Below are 14,822 nucleotides of genomic sequence, written 5' to 3' on the forward strand. Positions count from 1 at the left end.
AGCCTCTAACTCTAGAAGTCGTACCGTACACCGAGGGTCAGCGTGCGGAAATCCTGGCGATTGGTGGCGAGGCCGAACTGCGACGCCGTCGGCGAGCCTTCGGTCCCGTTCACGCCGACCGCGTTCTGGAGCGCGAACACGTTGTTGATCTGCACGTTCATGCTGAGGTGCTGCTTGAGGAGCTTCTCGAAGTCGTACGTCAGCATCACGTTGAGCGTGAAGATGTCCGGCGAGCGGAACGTCGTCCACGAGCGGACGTCGCTGTACGTCCCGAGCTGGCCCGGGTTCGCGGTCCCGGTGTTGGGGTACGCGCCCGGCTCGTAGCCGGTCGGAGCGCGGCGGATCGTGTAGCCCGGCTCGTTCGCGGTGTACGCCTTCGTCAGCGCGACGCCGGAGCGCCAGTTGAGGATGAAGCCGAGCGTGAAGCCCTGCCAGATGTTGTAGCTCGCGATCGACTTGAGCTGGTGCCGCGTGTCGATGCCGCTCTGGTAGCTGTTGTAGAATGGCCCGAAGCGCGGGTTGTCGAAGGCGCCGCCGTCGATGTTGCCGGCCGTTCCCCACGACTGCGAGAGCGTGTACGAGCCCTGCAGCTCGAGGTCGGTGAACTTCGTCTCGAGGATGAGGTCGAGACCCGAGTAGCGCGACGTCGCGGCCGGGTTGAAGCCGGTGAGGGTCGTGCGGATCGGGATGCCGTTGTTGAAGCCGACCACGCGCGTGCCGGTCGGGTCCCAGATCGCGTTGACCTCCATCGTCTCGTACTGGTTGTGGAGGTAGCGATACGTGTAGTCCGCACGAACGAGGACGCCCTTCGCGAGCTCGCGGCGGAGCGAGAGCAGGATCTCGTCGGCGACCGCGGGCGACTTCTCGAAGCTGAGGCGAGAGCCGTCCGCGCCGCCGGTCCGCTGGAGGAACTCGAAGCGCCGCGTGGTCGCGCTGTACTGCTCGATGACGCCGCCGGCGCGGCGCGCGCCGTCGTAGCCGGAGACGCCGCGGAGCGACGGCATCTCCGTCGTGCGGCCGTACGAGACCTGCACGATCGTCTTCGAGTCGTTCGTGACGTCGGCGATGACGGAGAGGCGCGGACCGAAGCCGGCCGCGCTCTGCGCGACGTTGCTGTCCGTCGCGGTCATCGTGCCGACGTCGAAGCGCGTACCGGGGAGGATCGTGAGCCACTTCTTCGGCTTGTAGCGATCCTGGATGTACGTGCCGAACGTGGTGCCGCGGTTGTGGAGCGCGTAGCTCCGGCTCATCGAGCGGCGGAAGCAGCCGTTGCCGGTGTAGTTGCCGGTCAAGGCTCCCGGGTTGATCTGGGGGTCGAGGTCGCAGAGGCCGCGGTCGAGGAGGCCGCCGTTGCGATCGGTGTAGCTGATGCCATAGCCGGTGGAGTCGTCCTGGCCGCTGGTGCCGCCGGTCTGCGAGACGCGCAAGCTCTGCTCGACGAACGCGGTCTGCACGCCGAACTCCGCCTCGTGGCGGCCGGCGGCCTCGCCCGTCGCCGTGACCGACGCGTCGAGCTGGATGCGGCGGCGGTTCGTCACGCTGTGACCGCCGGTGTTGAACCAGACCGTGCTGTCGTCCTGGTTCACGTGCGGCGTGCGACCAAAGCTGTAAGGCACGCCGTTGATCAGGTCGCCGTCGGCGATGCCACGGATGCCCTGCGGTCCGACGTCGAGCTTGTTCTGGTTGTAGCCGAGCAGCACCTTCGTCGTGACGCGCTTGCTCGCCTGCCACGCCCACTCGATCGTGGCGCGGTTACCGCCCTGGAAGCGGCCGGCCTGCGAGTACGGGGTCGACGCGTTCGCGCCCGATGCGTTGTTGTTCTCGTAGTCGATCGTGGTGGGGTCGCCGAACGCCTCGACGTGGATGCGGTGCGTGTCGGCCGGGACGAACGTGAGGCCGCCGAGGAGGTAGAACGACTCGAAGAGGCGCGAAGGCACCTGCACGAAGCGCGGCGGACCCGACGGCGTGACCGCGAGCGAGCGGTTGTACTGGATGCCGGCGTTGAAGAAGAGGCGGTCCTTGATGATCGGACCCTGCGCCGAGAGGTTGAGCTCGTAGCGCCCCTGCTCCGGCTTCTCCTTGCTGTAGTCGAACGGCTTCGACCCGTCGAAGGTCTGCGGGCCGAACGTGTCGTAGTCGACGAGGAACGACGGCGCCCAGTAAGCCGACACCGCGCCGTGGAAGTTGTTGGTGCCGCGGCGCGTCTGCACCGCGATGATCGCGCCGAGGGCGTTGTACTTCGCTTCGAAGCCGCCGGTCGTGACCTGCACCGTCTCGAGCGAGTCCTGCTGGAAGTTCGCCGAGAACGTGTTGGTGACGGGGTCGGTGAGGTCGAGGCCGTTGACGAGGTAGCGGTTGTTGTTCGTCTTGCCGCCCTTGACGTTCGGGTTGCCGCCGCCGACGGTGACGCCGGGGACCTGCGCGGAGACGGACTGGTACGAACGCGCGATCGGCGTCTTGTTCAGGTTGTTGACCGACATGATCGTGCCGGTCGCCGAAGAGTCGGGGTTCGTGAGGTGGCGCTCCTCCTCGATGACCGTCGTCTCTTCCTTCTCCTGCTCCGCGGTCCACATGATGTTGACCGGCGTGGCGGCGTCGGGGTTGACGACGACGCGGCGCTTGAGCGGCTTCAGGCCTTCGTAGCTGAAGACCATGTCGTAGGTGCCGGGCGGGACGGCCGGGATCTCGTAGGTGCCGTCTTCCTGCGTCTGGACCCGCTTGTTGACGCCGGAGCCGCCCTTCAGCGTGACGAGCGCGCCGGGGACGGGCGCCTGGCTCGTCGCCTCGATGACGGTGCCGGTGACGCGGCCGTCGGCGGAGCCGACCGCGCGTGCTTCTTCGGGCGCGGCGACGAGGACGCACGTGCCCGCGGCGAGCGCGGCGAGGAGCGGAGCGATGCGGATCTTCATGAAGGACTTCATCACGGCGCCTCCTCGGCGCGCGGAGCCGCCTGGAGGCAGAAGATGTAACGCGGCACGATCGTGGCCGGCGTGTTGAACGCGGTGGCGGGGACCGGGACGCGCGCGGGCTCGAGGGTCGAGTTCGCGAGCGCGAGGATCGTCGCCTCGTCCTTCGGGAGATCGCCGATCGCGGTCGAGCCGGGCAGCGTGTACGACCAGAGCTCGCACACCGGCGAATACGCGCTCGAATCGTCGCCGAAGCGGTTGCCCTGGAGCACGTCGTAGCCCTGACCGAAGTTGCCGGGCGCGGCGCTGGCAGGCGCGGCGCCGTCGCGATAGACGGGGGAGCGCGGGTAATAGAGCTTCTGCACGCGCATGCGCTCCGTCGGCGCGCCGGCGACGTTGGGCCCCGGCTCGGTCGGGATGTACCCGCCGTCGATGTACGCGACGATGAACTGCCCGTACCAGCCGTACTTCTGGATGCCGCTGCCGGTGATGGAGCCACCCTGGAGGACGTCGACGCGCGTCCCGACGCGCGCGACGGCGGCGCCGGGATCGATGAGCGCCCACGCGAGGTAGCGGCCGTTCGGCTTGCCGAGGACGCCGAAGCGCTTGTCCTTCTCGGGCTCGCCGCGCGCCACGCCGAGCTTTCCTTCGTCGGCGAACTGGAGGAGCCGGCGCTCGCTCTTCACCTGCTGGCAGTCGAGGTTCTGCGTCGCGACCGGGACCTCGGCGACGACGGGGCGATAGCTCCACGTGGGGAGGCTGCCGATCGGCCAGCTCGTGAAGCGGTCAGGCAGGAACGTGAAGACGTTCCATTGCTCGTCGAGCGGGACGCCCTCGAGGAAGCGGTTGTGGACGTAGTTCGGCGGCGCCTTGCAGCGATGCCCCGGCGGGAACGGGTCGTCGTTCCCCGGCGGGTCGAAGTTGTAGACGCTCGGCACCGGCACCGGGTTGTTGAGGCTCTGGCGGAAGTCCGTGCCGGGACCCGAGACGCGGAGCGGATCGATGACGCCCTCCGGCCACGCGTTCGCGGAGACGTTCGGGTAGTTCTGCGTCAGGATCTGGCTCGGCGAGAACGGGAACTGGAAGTAGCCGATCGGCTCGCCGTCCACGAAGCCGCCGACCTCGGTGAACGTCCCCGACGCCGCCGTCTGGCGGACGTGACCGGTGCCGCGGTACGCCGGCGGGAAGCTGTACGGGTCCGCGCCGCCGGCGCTGAACTCGTTCTCGTCGCTGAAGCGACCCTCGAACTGGTCGCACGCCGGAGAGAGCGCGACGACGCCGACGAGCGAAGCAACCGAAGCAAAGGTGGTCGATGCGCGCTTCATGGATTCGCGTCTCCGTCGGCGTCAGCGCCTGCGTCCTCGGGCTGCGGGCCCGTGTCCGTCCCGGTGTCCGCCGGTCCACCGGAGGAACCGGAGGAAGAGTCGCGACGGTCGGGAGCCGCGTCCTCCGGCGGCGCGGCCTCGGGGCCGGCCTCGGGCGGGGGGTTCAAGGGACTGCGGTCGAAATCGAGGACCGCCTCGCACGCGGTCGCGAGCGGACCGAGCGAGAGGCAAGCCAAGAAGACCAAGCGACGAGAGAAGCGTTTGCGCGTCATCGGCCGGTGCCCTCAGAACGAGAGGACCTCTCCTTTCAACGCAGAGGTGATCCACGAGCGGGTGCTCTTCGCGGCCTTCGGCGGCGCCGCCGCGGGGGGCGCCTCCGGCGTCGGCTCGTCCGGCAGCAGGTACAGCGCGAGCGCCGCGAACCCGAAGAGGACGGAGACGCCGAAGGAGACGTCGGAGATGAACGCCTTCTGCTCGCCCGCGAGCGCGACGTCGTTGTTGGGCGTCTGCTTGTACGAGGAGTTGTCGCCCGCGGCCATGATGCCGAAGACGACGCCGGACACGAGCGCGGCGCCGGAGAGCGCGCCGCTCACGATGATCGGCGTCGTGATCTTGCGCTCGACGGGGGGAGGCGGCGGCGCCGGACGGATGACGGTGGAGGCCTGCGCCTGCGCCGGTTGCGCCTCCGCCGGCGGGGCCGGCTGCTCCGGCGGCGGCGTCGCCGGGGCCGGCGGGGCCGGCGTCTCTTGCGCGGAGGCCGCGGGCGGGCCGAAGAACATCGCTCCCGCAAGGGTCAGGGCGGCCGCGAGGGCCTGCATGTTCGGATGCTTCATCGCCGGACTCTCTCTTTTGAGGGGGTGCGGTTACAGTGACTTCGTCATGAGGCCAAGGGTTTTCGCCCCAGCGCCGCGACAGATGTCCATGGCGTGCATGGCGTCGCCGTACAGCGCGTCGTCGTCGATCTCGAAGAAGACGCGTTTCTCCGTGCGAACGGCCATCGCCTCGCGGATGCGGTCCCCCAGCCGCGAGTCGTCGATCGGCTCGTGATTCAGCTGGAAACGGCCGTTCGCGGCCACCGACACGACGATCTCCTCGGTGCTGGACGGCGTCGCGTTGGTCTCGACCTCCGCCTTGTCGGGCACCTTCACGTCGACCTCCTTCAGGAGGGTCGGCGTCATGACCATGAAGATGATGAGGAGCACGAGCACGACGTCGACGAGCGGCGTGATGTTGATGCCGCTCTTTACGCCTTTGCCTCCGCCGCCGAACGCCATCGCTAGTCCGCCTTGTTTTCTTTGGTTTCGAGGTTCACCTGCGGCGCGCCGGAGGCGTGGACCTGCTCGAGGACCTTGCGGACCTCACCGAACTTGAGCCCCTTGTCCGCCTTCACGTTGACGGGGTGGGGGCCCTTCTTCAGCTCGCCCTCGATGAAGCCGGAGAGCTTCTCGAGGTCGATCTTGTCGGCTTCGACGAAAACGCCGTCCTGGCGGACGCTGACGACGATCTGCTCGCCGGTGTCCTGACGGGTGGAGTGGTGATCGGTCTTGGGGAGCTCGAGGTCGACGCCGCGGTGGAGCATCGGCGTGACGACCATGAAGATGATCAGGAGGACGAGGACGACGTCGACGAGGGGCGTGATGTTGATGTCGGCCTGCACCCCCGCGCCGGCAGCAGGAGGATGCTTGTGCGCGCGCTTGTGGCGCCGCTTCTCCTTGTGCTTCTTCGCGACGTCCTTCGCGCTGGGGGCGATGGACGGCGCGCGGTACGGGGGGTTCGCGATCATGGCTCAGCGCTCAGCGCGGGGGGTAACCGGGCGGCGGGTAGCCGGAGCCGCCGGCCTGCGGGTGCACGGACGTCGGCGCGTGCGGGTTGATCGGCGCGGGGTGCTGCGAGCCGTAGGGCGGCGGGTGCTGCGAGCCGTAGGGCTGCTGCGGCGGCACCGATCCGTGCGGCGGGTGCGACGGGTGCTGCGGCGGGTGATGGCTGCGGCCCGGCACGTGCGCGGGCACGTTCATCGCCTCGCGCATGATGAACGAGACGAGCTCGGAGCCGACGCCGTTCATGTCGACGGTGTAACGCTCGATCTGCGTCGAGTAGTAGTTGAACGTCATGACGGCCGGGATCGCGACGACGAGACCGACGGCGGTGGTGAAGAGCGCCTCGGAGATACCGGCCGACACGGCGCCGAGACCGCCCTGCCCCGTCGCGGCCATCGACTGGAAGGCGTTGATGATGCCGACGACGGTTCCGAAGAGGCCGATGAACGGCGCGGCGGAGGAGATCGACGCGAGGCCGCCGAGGCCGCGCTTCAGGTCCGCGATCTCGCGCTCCTTGTTGCGCTCGATGACGCGCTCGATCGCCTCGATCGGGTCGTACTCCGAGTCGTGACCGCCCTTCGCGCGGAGCATGTCGCCGCCCTCCTTGAACTCCGTGAGCGCGTCACGAACGAGGCGCCCGACGGGCGAGTCGTTCATGTGCGTCGACAGGTTCATCGCGCCGTCGAGGTTCTTCGAGCGGAGCTGATCGCGGAGACCGAGGACGAACTTGACCGACTTGCCGCGGACGCTGCGGAGCGCGAAGAAGCGGTCGATGATGACCCAGAGCGAGTAGACCGAACAGACGCCGAGCAGGATGTTCACCAGCTTGGCGAGTGGCGCCATGCTGTGCCACATCTCGATCATGTTGAACGATTGCATTCTGCAGCCTTTCCCTCTTCGTACGCTCTCGGTCAGCGGATGTTGAAATCGAAGTTCTGCACGGAGCAGATCGGCAGCGGCTGCGGCTTCCACACCCAGCCCGCCTTGATCTGCCGCATGACGTGGTCGTCCTCGGTGCCGCCCAGCGGCGTGAGGACGACGACCTCCGTGACGCGCCCGTTGGTGCCGACGCAGATGCGGTAGCGACTGCTCACCGTCTGCTTCGGGTGCTTGTCCTTGAAGGGGTCCGTCAGCGCCGGCGGCGGCGACGCGATGCGCTCCTTCGCGAACAGGAAGGTCGGGACCATCTTCGGCGGCGCGGGGGCCGGCGCCGGCGCGGGCGCGGGGCTCGGCGGCGCGCCGACGACACCACCGACGACGCCGCCCGCGACCCCACCCTGAACGCCGCCCTGGACCCCTCCCGGCTCACCTTGAGGCTCTTCTTTCGGCTCCTCCTTCGGGGTGGGCTTCGGCTCCTTGAGGGCGTTCGGGTTGACCTTCGGGATGATGGTCTTCTTCGGCGTGCTCTTCTTCTGCGACGCTCCCGCCGGGGGAGGAGGCGGCGGCGGAGGCGGCGGCGCGTTGAAGAACGTGAGCGTGACCTCCGGCGGCGCGAGCTCCTCGACGTGGAACACCGACCAGATCAAGAGCGCGATCGCGGCGCCCGCGTGGACGACGATCGACGTGATGAAGACGACGCGGCGTACCCAGTTCGTCTTCTGCGGGCCGAAGCTGTCGAGCACTTATCCCGCCTTGCTCTGGCGCTCGGCCGCCAACTTGTAGAAGCGGTTCGCCTCTTCGAGGCTCTTCTTCTTGTTCTCTTCGGACGGGTCCGTGGCCGCGATCTCGCGGTAGACGAGGTTCGAGTACGAGTAGCCGTTCGGCGCGTTCGGCTGGAGGTCGATCGCCTTCTTGAGCAGCTCGAGCGCGAGCTCCGCCTTCGGCAGGCGCGTCTCGTGGGGCCACTCGGGGTGATCGTGCAGCTCTTGCCAGAGGAAGATGCCGTACGCGAGGAACCCCTCCGGCTTGTTCGGCGTCGCGTCGACGCGCTTTTGGAACCACTTCGCCGCTTCTTCCGGCTTCGAGGTCTTCGAGGCGATCGTCGCGAGCGTGATGAGCGCCTCGATGTCGGGCGGGTTCTGGTCCGTGAGCGGCTTGAAGAACGCGACCGCGTCGTCGTAGCGCGCGGTCTCGACGAAGGTCTGGATGAGCGCGCCCTTGACGCGATCGTCCTTCGGCACCATCTCGAGGTACTTCTGGTACGCGACGATCGCCTGCGTCGCCGCCTTCTGCCCCTCCGGCGTCTTGCCGCCGACCTGGCGGAAGTACGCGAGGCTCGAGGTCCCCTGGTTGAGGAGGAGGACGGGGAGGTTCGGATCCTTCTGGACGGCCTCCTCGAATTTGTCCGCGGCCTGGGCGTACTTGCCCTCGTGGTAGAGGTCGACGCCCTCGCGCGCGCGGAAGCGAGCGCTCAGCTTGCCGCAACCCGTCAGGGTGGCGAGGGCGAGCACTCCGGCGACGAGCGCGGCGGACCTGGAGGACGGACGGTGATGCGGCATCCCGGGGCTCCGGGTTTTTGCGCACAATGGGTTACAGCGCAAGCGGGTTCGCCTTGCCTGACGCGCAACGAGCCGTTTCTCGGCAGGAATGCGACGCGATGGGGACTAATTACCGCAGAACGACGCGCACGTTCCGAAGTCGCCGGTCCCCTTGCAATTCCCTCTGCACTCGTAGAGCGGGTTGTTTCCGATCCGGCAATCGGCGCCGTCCGTCTTGCGCTCGGCGCACTGCTGGGCGCCGGTGTCACAATAGAGTCCCTGCGCGCAATGCTCGAACGCGAGGCACCGCTCCCCCACCCCGGCGGGCTGTCCCCGGACGCAGCGGAACGCGTCCACGTCGCCCGGGTTGCCCGGATCGGCCGGGACGAACTTGCAGACGAGGCCGTCCGCGCACTCGTTCCCCGCGCACTGGTCCCCCTCCTCGAACGGGAGGACGCACTTGAAGACGTTGCACGGCGGCGTCGGGCAGCCAGCCGGGTTCTCGCCCACGAAGAAGCAGCTGAGGCCGTCGGCGCAGCCGGGGTGATCGATCGAGGCGACCTGCTGGCCGTTGCACTCCTGGCCCGCGGGCGCGGGCTTCGCGCAGACCGCGCTGCCGGTGTCCGCGATCGGGGGACAGACGAGGCCGATCGCGCAGTCGTCCGAGCTCTGGCACTGCTGTCCCTCGGCGGCGCGGCCGACGAGGACGCGGCCGCAGCCGGCCTCCTGCTCGGCCCGCACGACCGCCTGCGTCACCGGGATCCCGCACTGGCGCGAGCTCAGGTGCGCGATGCACGAGTCGGCGGCGGCGCCGTCGAACGCCTGCCGCCCCTCGGCGGACGCCTCCTGCGCGGTGAGCACGTTGATGCAGTCGTTCGCCGTCGCGTAGCGGTAGCGCGCGCCGAACGAGGGCTCGGCGCGGTCCTCGGCGGAGCAGCAAGCGAACGCGCTCGCGTCCGCGTAGCGCGTGCAGAACGAGCGGATCGCGGCGCTCGTGGGGCTACCTTCGTCACCGTTGCACGCCGCGACGAGCAGCGTCAGCGCAGCGGCAGACAGCGGGAGGCGAACGGTAAGAGTAGAGCGAGGCATCGTGTCTGTGCATCGTTGTACACGAGTCGGGCGCGGACAGGGGCTGATCATGGACAGGCGGGCGAGCCACCGCACCGGCGGACGCGGGCCCCTCATCCCTGCGATCGAATCGATCGCAGGCCGGATTCTCTGCAGAATCGCGGCGGCACGAGAGGTGCTGGAGCGTCGAGCGATGATCGCCCCCCTTCGAGCCGCGCTCGTCGCCGTCGCCCTCGCGTGCGGAGGGCTCGGGTGCGCCGACGACACGATCGCCGACCTCCCGTCGCCGCCGGAGCCGGAGCCGGTCCCGGTCGGACCGCCGAGCGCGCCGGCGGCGGAGGAGCCGGCCGGCGAGTCGATCGTCGCGCGGTCCCCCTTCGTCGGCCCCCGCCCCGCCGCGACGCACCTCGAACGGGTAACGACCCTCGCCGCCCTCGCCTCCAAGCCCTCGGTCCTCAACGCCCACCGCCGGGCGCACCACCACCGTCGCTGAGTCGCTACGGCAGGACGCAGCCGGTGGGGTCGGCGGTGCACATCTGGCGGTAGCGCAGCAGCGCGCTCACGGCGTGTTGGGTGTAGTCGATGCGGACCTCGCCGCGGTGGTCGCCGGGGCGGTCGTCCTCGCTCTCGTCTTTCGCCTTCCTTCCGTCGGCGTCGTCGCCCGGGATGATGACCGCCTGCGGGAAGCCGCCCTTCACCGGGCCGGTGACGTGCTGCGAGCTGCGAAGGAACTGGATCCCCTTCACGATCGAGTCGCGCACCTCCTTCCGGACGTCCGCGTTCGCGGCGGGCTCGGACGCGAGGGCGTGCTCGAGCGCGAGGAGGCCCTCGAGGCGCGTCGCGCTCGGGGTCGTGCGGCCGTCGTTCGTGTAGCAGCCGGCGAGCTCGGGGCGCTCCTCGGCCGTCTTCGTCTGGCTCTCGATCATCGATCTTCCCAGATCGATCGCGTGCTGGAGGATCTCGCTCTTCGTGATGGGAGGATCCTGGACGTCGCCGTAGAACGGGAGGAAGCGATCGATCGCGATCATCAGCCAGTGATCCGGCGGCAGCTTCGACGTGCCCTTCCGCGAATGGACGAGGTGCGCGATCCCCTTCGCCGCGCTCGCGATCCACTGCGGGTCGCGATCGGCCTCGTAGAGCATCGTCATCCCGAGCATCGCCTCGCCCGGGTAGTAGAGCGACTCGAAGTCCGTCGACTTCCCGCCCTCGTCGGTGAACTTCGAAATGAAGTCCCCCCCCGGCCTCTGCATGAAGACGATGAACCTGGCGAGCCCCCTCATCACCTCAACGTCAGCGGCTACGCCCCCGTCGCCCCCATCACCACCGTCCCGGGGCCCCAGAAGCGGCCGCGCAAGCGGTTGCGAAGCAACCCTCGCGCCCCGCGCGAGGGCCGTGTCTGGGGTGGGGGTGTCGGGGGCGAAGCCCCCGACGTTGACAAGCCCGATGAGGGCGAGGCCGGCGCCGCCGAGCTTTGCGGTGAATCGGTTGCCGCCCTCCTCCTTCGGGTCGGACCAGACCGCGAGCATGTCGGGGTGCTCCTTCGGCGGGCGGATGTACGTCTTGACCAGGTAGTCCGCCGCGCGCGCGCTGGCGGCGGCGGCGGCCGCGCGCTTCGTCTCGGACGGCGCGAGCTGCTGCACGTCCGTGAGGGCGTAGATCGCGCCGGCGTGGCGGAGGACGTTGTAGCGGGTCGGCTTCACGTGCACGCCGTCGGCCGCCATCGTGTAGACGACGCGACCGCTCGGCTGGGTCATGCGCGCGAGGTAGTCGCCGCCTTCGTCGATCGCCTGCGCGAGCGTCCACGCCGGCGCAGGCAGCTGGTACGGCGGCGGCGCGGCGGTCCGCCGGTCGCTGTAGATCTTCCCGGCGGCGGCGCCGATCGCGCACGCGACGAGAAGGGCGATCAGGTTCTTCCGCTCCACGCGCACCATCTTCGCACACGGCCGCGTTTGCGTGGTCCGCCGCGCGGGCCCATACTCGTGAGGTCATGACCATCGCCTCCGTCCGCCTGCGCTGAGACCGGCAGCGCCGATCGCGCGCTGCCACGCCGTCGCGTCGCGTTCGTCCACCGCGTTCCCGGAGGTCTGTCATGTCTCGTCCGAAGTCTTCGGGCGAAGCTCACGCTTCGTCCATTCGTCGCGCCGTCATCGTCGCCGCGCACACCCACCAGCGCTCGCTCACCGAGCTCGCGTCGCTCCTCGCCGGCCTCGGCGTCGAGGTGCTCACCACGTTCGTGCAGGCGCGCGATCGCTCGTCGTCGTACCTCGGCGCGGGCAAGCTCCGCGAGGTCGCCGCCGTCACCGGCGGACCCGGCGTCCTCCTTCGCGGGCCCGACGCGCCCCCGCCGCCCGCGGACGGCGACCTCGCCGTCGTCGCCGACGACGAGCTCACGCCGGCGGAGCATCGCAACCTGTCGGCCGCGCTCGGCGCGCCGGTCCTCGATCGGACCGAGGTGATCCTCCAGGTCTTCGAGACGCGGGCGCGCACGATCGAGGCGAAGCTCGCGATCGAGCTCGCGTGGCTCGAGCACCGGCTGCCGCGCGTGCGCGACGATCGCTCGCTCGGCGATCGCGAAGGCGGCGGCGGGAGGGCCGCGCGCGGCAACAGCAACGTCGAGCTCGCGAAGCAGCGGCTCCGCGACCGCATCGCCGCGGTGCGCGCGGAGCTCGGTGCGATCGCCGCGCGGGAGCGGCCGCGGCGCGACGGCGCCTTCCGCGTCACGCTCGTGGGCTACACGAACGCGGGGAAGTCCTCGCTCATGCGCGCGCTCACCGGCGCGGACGTGCTCGTCGAGGACAAGCTCTTCGCCACCCTCGGCACGACCGTGCGCGCGCTCGCGCCGCCGGCGGCGCCGCCCGTCGTCGTCGCCGACACGGTCGGCTTCCTCCATCGCCTGCCGCACGCGCTCCTCGCGTCCTTCCGCTCCACGCTCGCGGAGGCGCGCGAGGCGGACCTCCTGCTCCTCGTCGCCGACGCGTCCGATCCGGAGGTCCGCGCGCAGCTCGCGACGACGTCGCGCACGCTGGAAGACGTGGGCGCGGGCGCGATCCCGTCGCTCGTCCTGCTGAACAAGATCGACCGCGTCGACGCAGAGGCGCGCGAGGCGTTGACGACTGCGCTCCCCGCCGCGCTGCCGCTCAGCGCCTTTCGCCCCGAGGACGTCGCCGCGCTCCGCTCCCGCGTCGCGGCGCTCGCGAAGGCGGGCCACCGCACCGCGACGTTCGAGGTCCCCTACGACCGGCTCGGCGCGGTGGCGCCGCTCCGCGAGCACCTCGACGTCGTCGAGGAGCGCTTCGGCGAGCACGTCACCATGACCGTGCGCGCGCGGGAGCCGGTCCTCGCCACGCTCGCGGCGCGCATCCGCGCTCCAGATTGAGCGGGTCAGACGTCGATCGCGGCGGCGTCCTGTGCGTGCTCCATGATGAAGTTGAAGCGCGCGCTCGGGTCCTTGCCCATCAGGTCGTTGATGACGCGATCGGTCTGGAGCGCGTCGGCGATGTCGACGCGGAGGAGGCGGCGGCTCTTCGGCGAGAGCGTGGTGTCCCAGAGCACCTTCGGCATCATCTCGCCGAGGCCCTTGAAGCGGGTGATGTCGGCCTTGCTCTCGTCCTTGCCGCTCGCCTTCAAGATGCGCGCCTTGTCCGCGTCGTCCGCCGCCCAGTGCGTCTCCTTGCCGATGTCGATGCGGTAGAGCGGCGGCAGCGCGACGAACACCTTCCCACCCTTCAGGAGCTCCGGCATGTGGCGGTAGAAGAACGTGAGGAGCAACGTCGAGATGTGGTGCCCGTCCGAGTCCGCGTCGGCGAGGACGATGACGCGCGCGTAGCGGAGCTTCTCGAGCGCGAAGTCCTTCCCCACTCCGCAGCCGAGCGCGACGACGAGGTCGGCGAGCTCCTTGTTCTCGAGCACCTTCGCGAGCGCCACCGACTCCGTGTTCAGCACCTTGCCGCGGAGCGGGAGCACGGCTTGGTGCTCGCGGTCGCGCCCCTGCTTCGCGGAGCCGCCGGCGGAGTCGCCCTCGACGATGAAGAGCTCCGTCTCCTCGCGCTTGTTCGAGGTGCAGTCGGAGAGCTTGCCCGGGAGCGTGAGGCGGCCGCTCGTCGCCGTCTTGCGCGAGATCGCGGCCGACGCGGCGCGGGAGGCCTCGCGCGCGCGCGCCGCGAGCACGATCCGCGCGACGATGCCCTCCGCGACGGAGCGGTTCGAGTTGAGCCACTGCTCGAGCGCGGGGCGGACCGCGGCGTCGACGTAGGACTGCACCTCCGGGTTGTTGAGGCGGTCCTTGGTCTGGCCCTGGAACTGCGGCTCCGCGATGTAGACCGAGAGGATCCCGGTGAAGCCCTCGCGGATGTCGTCGCTCGTGATCGAGACGCCGCGCGGGGCGAGGTTGTGCGTCTCGACGTAGTTGCGGACCGCCTTGCCGACCGCGCTCCGGAGGCCGATCTCGTGCGTGCCGCCGTCGCGGGTGGGGATGCCGTTCACGTACGAGCGGACGTGCTCGTCGGTCGCCTCCGTCCACTGGAAGGCCATCTCGACCTTCGCGCCGTTCTCCTTCACGAGCGTGAACGGCGCCTCGTGGATCGCCTTCTGGCCGCGCTCGCCGATGACCTTCTTGAGGTAGTCGACGATGCCTTGATCGTGCTTGAACGTCTCGTCGGTGCCGTGCGCCTCGTCGATGAAGCGGACCTTCACCCCGCGGTGGAGGAAGCTCGCGATCTCGAGGCGGTCGCGGATCGTCTGCGGATCGAACTCGGTCTTCGGGAAGATGGTCGGGTCCGGCTGGAAGTACACCGTCGTCCCGGTCCCGCGCGCGGGACCGACCTTCTTCAACGGCCCCTGCGCGACGCCGCGCTTGAACTCGATCTGGTGCTCGGCTCCCCCGCGTTTGACCTTAACAATGACTTTGGTGGAAAGCGCGTTGACGACGGAAGCCCCGACTCCGTGGAGGCCGCCCGACGTCTTGTAGTTGCCGCCCTCGAACTTCCCGCCCGCGTGGAGGGTCGTGTAGACGATCTCGAGCGCGGTCTTCTTGTGCTTCGGGTGCTTGTCGATCGGGATGCCGCGCCCGTTGTCGGAGACGGTGATGCTCGCGCCGTCCTTGTGGAGCGTGACCGTGATCTCGCTCGCGTGGCCGTTCATCGCCTCGTCGACGGAGTTGTCGACGATCTCCCAGACCAGGTGGTGGAGGCCGGCGCTCCCGACCCCGCCGATGTACATGCCCGGCCGCTTGCGGACCGGATCGAGGCCTTCGAGGACCTGGATGTCTTTTGCGGTGTACTCGGTCGCCAT

13 protein-coding genes are annotated in these 14,822 nt (G+C 69.5%); 2 read left to right on the top strand and 11 right to left on the bottom strand.

The genetic code is table 11. The annotated features are described in order from the left end of the window. Positions 1-11 precede the first annotated feature (11 nt). The 9 genes from KF837_30470 to KF837_30510 all read right to left on the bottom strand — a co-directional run bounded on the left by KF837_30470 (position 12) and on the right by KF837_30510 (position 9,554). A complete protein-coding gene (locus KF837_30470) occupies positions 12-2,921 on the bottom strand; it encodes a TonB-dependent receptor (protein ID MBX3231688.1) in 2,910 nt (969 codons plus the stop codon). Next, positions 2,921-4,231: a hypothetical protein gene (locus KF837_30475; protein MBX3231689.1), complete on the bottom strand. Its 1,311-nt coding sequence runs from the start codon at positions 4,229-4,231 to the stop codon at positions 2,921-2,923. The genes KF837_30470 and KF837_30475 overlap by 1 nt, the downstream gene beginning before the upstream one ends. A gap of 284 nt (positions 4,232-4,515) precedes the next feature. Then, positions 4,516-5,064 (bottom strand): hypothetical protein, encoded by a 549-nt coding sequence (locus KF837_30480; protein MBX3231690.1) that lies wholly within the window; start codon positions 5,062-5,064, stop codon positions 4,516-4,518. A 30-nt stretch (positions 5,065-5,094) separates the two neighbouring features. Beyond that, positions 5,095-5,439 carry a biopolymer transporter ExbD gene (locus tag KF837_30485; GenBank protein MBX3231691.1) on the bottom strand — a complete coding sequence of 115 codons (345 nt, stop codon included), beginning with the start codon at positions 5,437-5,439 and terminating at the stop codon, positions 5,095-5,097. Between the two features lie 68 nt (positions 5,440-5,507). After that, positions 5,508-6,014 (bottom strand): biopolymer transporter ExbD, encoded by a 507-nt coding sequence (locus tag KF837_30490; protein ID MBX3231692.1) that lies wholly within the window; start codon positions 6,012-6,014, stop codon positions 5,508-5,510. A gap of 10 nt (positions 6,015-6,024) precedes the next feature. After that, positions 6,025-6,891: a MotA/TolQ/ExbB proton channel family protein gene (locus KF837_30495; protein ID MBX3231693.1), complete on the bottom strand. Its 867-nt coding sequence runs from the start codon at positions 6,889-6,891 to the stop codon at positions 6,025-6,027. 68 nt (positions 6,892-6,959) lie between these two features. Then, entirely contained in the window at positions 6,960-7,670 is a 711-nt protein-coding gene (locus KF837_30500; GenBank protein MBX3231694.1) for a PaxA, read from the bottom strand. After that, positions 7,671-8,486 (bottom strand): tetratricopeptide repeat protein, encoded by an 816-nt coding sequence (locus tag KF837_30505; protein MBX3231695.1) that lies wholly within the window; start codon positions 8,484-8,486, stop codon positions 7,671-7,673. 105 nt (positions 8,487-8,591) lie between these two features. After that, positions 8,592-9,554 (bottom strand): hypothetical protein, encoded by a 963-nt coding sequence (locus KF837_30510; protein MBX3231696.1) that lies wholly within the window; start codon positions 9,552-9,554, stop codon positions 8,592-8,594. Between the two features lie 172 nt (positions 9,555-9,726). Here KF837_30510 and KF837_30515 point away from each other — a divergent pair, with 172 nt between their 5' ends. Then, complete coding sequence (locus tag KF837_30515; GenBank protein MBX3231697.1) at positions 9,727-10,026, top strand: hypothetical protein; 300 nt, start codon at positions 9,727-9,729, stop codon at positions 10,024-10,026. A 4-nt stretch (positions 10,027-10,030) separates the two neighbouring features. Here the strand turns inward: KF837_30515 and KF837_30520 are convergent, their stop codons facing one another. Then, positions 10,031-11,455, bottom strand: a complete 1,425-nt coding sequence (locus tag KF837_30520; protein MBX3231698.1) for a hypothetical protein — start codon at positions 11,453-11,455, stop codon at positions 10,031-10,033. A gap of 167 nt (positions 11,456-11,622) precedes the next feature. On the opposite strand from KF837_30520, the gene hflX reads away from it, so the two are divergent. After that, a complete protein-coding gene (gene hflX, locus KF837_30525; protein MBX3231699.1) occupies positions 11,623-12,909 on the top strand; it encodes a GTPase HflX in 1,287 nt (428 codons plus the stop codon). Positions 12,910-12,914: 5 nt separating this feature from the next. On the opposite strand, the gene KF837_30530 is transcribed toward hflX, so the two are convergent. Then, on the bottom strand, positions 12,915-14,822 hold the full coding sequence (locus tag KF837_30530) for a type IIA DNA topoisomerase subunit B (GenBank protein MBX3231700.1): 1,908 nt from the start codon (positions 14,820-14,822) through the stop codon (positions 12,915-12,917).

The sequence above is a fragment of the Labilithrix sp. genome, assembly GCA_019637155.1.
Lineage (GTDB): Bacteria > Myxococcota_A > Polyangia > Polyangiales > Polyangiaceae > Labilithrix.